Source organism: Nocardia sp. NPDC004260 (genome assembly GCF_053603155.1).
In genome coordinates this window covers 1-2,704 of sequence record NZ_JBSGEZ010000216.1, presented here as the reverse complement: position 1 = coordinate 2,704, position 2,704 = coordinate 1, and the positions used below count along the sequence as shown (strand labels likewise).

Annotated in this window: 3 protein-coding genes; 2 read left to right on the top strand and 1 reads right to left on the bottom strand. The window is 67.5% G+C overall.

Annotation, left to right across the window (positions count from 1 at the left end; translation table 11 throughout):
* Both ACWEO7_RS39010 and ACWEO7_RS39005 read left to right on the top strand, forming a co-directional pair.
* On the top strand, positions 1-494 hold a 494-nt coding region (locus ACWEO7_RS39010), incomplete at its 5' end, for a phage tail tip lysozyme (protein ID WP_452430815.1).
* 687 nt (positions 495-1,181) lie between these two features.
* Positions 1,182-2,123 (top strand): transglycosylase SLT domain-containing protein, encoded by a 942-nt coding sequence (locus tag ACWEO7_RS39005; RefSeq protein WP_452430813.1) that lies wholly within the window; start codon positions 1,182-1,184, stop codon positions 2,121-2,123.
* A 168-nt stretch (positions 2,124-2,291) separates the two neighbouring features.
* On the opposite strand, the gene ACWEO7_RS39000 is transcribed toward ACWEO7_RS39005, so the two are convergent.
* The coding region (locus ACWEO7_RS39000; protein ID WP_452430811.1) for a C40 family peptidase at positions 2,292-2,704 on the bottom strand (413 nt) is incomplete at its 5' end.

Genomic DNA, 2,704 nt, shown 5'->3' with positions numbered 1-2,704 from the left:
AGAACTACACACCCTCCACCGGAACGGGAACGGGAACGGGTCGTGGCGCCGACAACATCCCAGGAGGCTCGAAAGCGAATCCCGCGGATGTCTATCGGTACCTCATATCGAAATATGGACTCACGCCCGCGCAAGCAGCCGGAATCGTGGGTAACCTGCAGGTCGAGTCCGGTTTCAACACGAGCGCGTACAACTCGGGCGAAGGCGCTATCGGTCTGTGCCAGTGGCGGGGTGGGCGACGGCAGGCTCTGGAGCGGTTCGCGGCCGCCCAAGGGAAGCCGGTCACCGACTGGAAGGTCCAGATCGATTACATGATGGCCGAATTGCGTAGCAATGAATCCACCGCGTACGGATATCTCCGGGCCGCGCAGACGCCTGCCTACGCCGCGGCGGTCTTCGATCAGTATTACGAAAGAAGCTCCGGTGAGGCGAGAGGACAGCGCATCGCCTATGCCAACAGCATTGCCTCGGCGATGCGCAACGTCGCCGTGTGAGGCCGCCCCGGCCGTCGCGCGGTGGCACTCCGCGACCGAGGCGCCTGGCGGTTGTGGCGCGACCACGTGCCCGGCTGCGGGGCACCCGGTATTCCCGCGAGCGGGAACAGAACAGGCGTGGCTCCGGAAATACCTGGGTTAAGCTGCGGATACGCTTCGGGACGAGTGCCGGGGAAGAGGTACTCCGAGTCGGGTGAGCCGACAGCGGGCAAGGCGGCGTGAGTTCACCGCGTCGGCGCGGATGGCGAACATCGCTGCCGCGTCGGCTGAGAACTTCTCCGGCTCCAGCACGCGCTGATCGTGTCCGGAGATCGGCAGTGCGCGTCCCGGGGCATCCGGCGGAAGGTGAATCATGGCTGCCTCTGTGGTCACCGCGCGTTGTGTCCGCGCGCATCGGGGTAACTGATGGCTCCGACGGATCGCACTCCGCCCGAGACGGATTCCGAGGATCCCGGAGATCCTCGCGACGGGCGCGCGAGCGCCACCACCGCCGCGCCGCGTCGCTCCGCCAAATCCGCGACGCGCGGCGCTCCGGCCCCTATCCCGCGTCCGCAGGCAGGTGCGCCTGCCCCAGCGGCGCCGACCAGCGCGACGGCTCAGGGGCGCGCCCAAAGCGCACCGTCGGTATCCGAGACGAATGCCGCCGCTTCGAGTTCCACCTCTCTCCCGCGCTCGGACGCGCTCGGCATGGCGGGCTCGTCCGCGCCCATGGCGGCCGCGGCGATGGGCGCCTTGGCTGCTATCGCCGCCCAGTACGGTGATGGGCCGCCGACCGCTGTGTCGGGACAGTCGTACGCGCCGCCCGATCTCGGCGCGGCGCGGCCGACCGGACTCGTCGTGTGGGACGGTGCGCTCGGTTCCCAGTACGCCGACAGCAATCAGAATCGAGCACGCCACGGCGATGCGGCACAGTCGATGAACGCCGAGCTGGAACGCATCCTCGGCGGCGCGGTCGACAGCACTACGCAGGGCCGCGCCGCGATCGGCGCGATCATCGCCGAGGTGAACACCGCCTTGACGGCCCTCGGGAACGTCCAGGACGCCACCGCGAGCAGACAGTTGGTGATCTCCACCTTGGACAACGCCTTGCAACGCGCGGGTACCGTGCTGGGCCAGGGGCAGGCCGCGACGGTGCTCACCGCCGATCGAGTCGCGGCCCTGGCCGACCACTACCTGCGCGAGTCGCGCCCCGTCCAGCCGCGGCGGCCCCGCCGCACGTCGCACTCCGGCATGCACGGGCCCAGTGGCGGTCCGCCACGCACGCGGCCGTCCGGTCAGCAGGGACAATGGATCAACGAAGCCTTGCAGGTGTTGCGCCAGCACGGCTACGACACGCGTCAGATCGATCCGTCCGACATCGCGGCGATCATCCAGCACGAATCCGGTGGCAACCCGAACGCCATCAACCTTTGGGACAGCAACGCCGCGGCCGGGATTCCATCGAAAGGTTTGATGCAGACCATCGATCCGACGTTCAACGCGTATTCCGTTCCAGGACACCGTGATATCTGGAATCCCGTGGACAACATCGTCGCGGGCGTTCGCTATGCCATCGAGCGTTACGGGTCGGTCAGCAATGTGCCGGGAATCGTGCAGATGCGCGGCGGCGGCTCGTACGTGGGGTATTGACGCCGTCACGACCGGGCGCTTGCCGCGACCGATGGCTCGGTCGCCGCGCCAGGAGTTCACTCCGGACCGGGAATGCCGAGAGAGTTCCGCGCTTGCGACGCGAATCAGTGTGAGCTGTTGCTCGATGTCGCCGGCGCCGGAGGACGCCGAGCGGAAACGGCTGGAAAGTCATGCCCAGCGTGCGGCCGCGTAGCTACTGGGTAGTTTGCGGTACTGGACGTGGCCACCGGGCTTCGGAGCTTCGACGCACATCCCGTTGCCGATGTACATGATGACGTGGCCGGGATTGTTCGCACCCTTGAACGATTCGGACGGGAAGATGAGATCGCCGGGCCTGATGTCGCGGGGATTCACCTTGGGCAGTGTCCGGTACTGATCCGCCGCGACTCGAGGAATTCGAACGCCGGCGGCGGCCGCCGCGTACTGCATCAGTCCCGAGCAGTCGAAGGCGCCCGGCCCTTCCGCGCCGTAGATGTAGGGATCACCGAGCTGAGCGAGCGCTACCTGGACAGCCTTCGCCGCTGCGCCGGTCGCGCCGCTGCCACTTGTTCCGATGGTCCCGGTGGAGGGTGTGTAGTTCC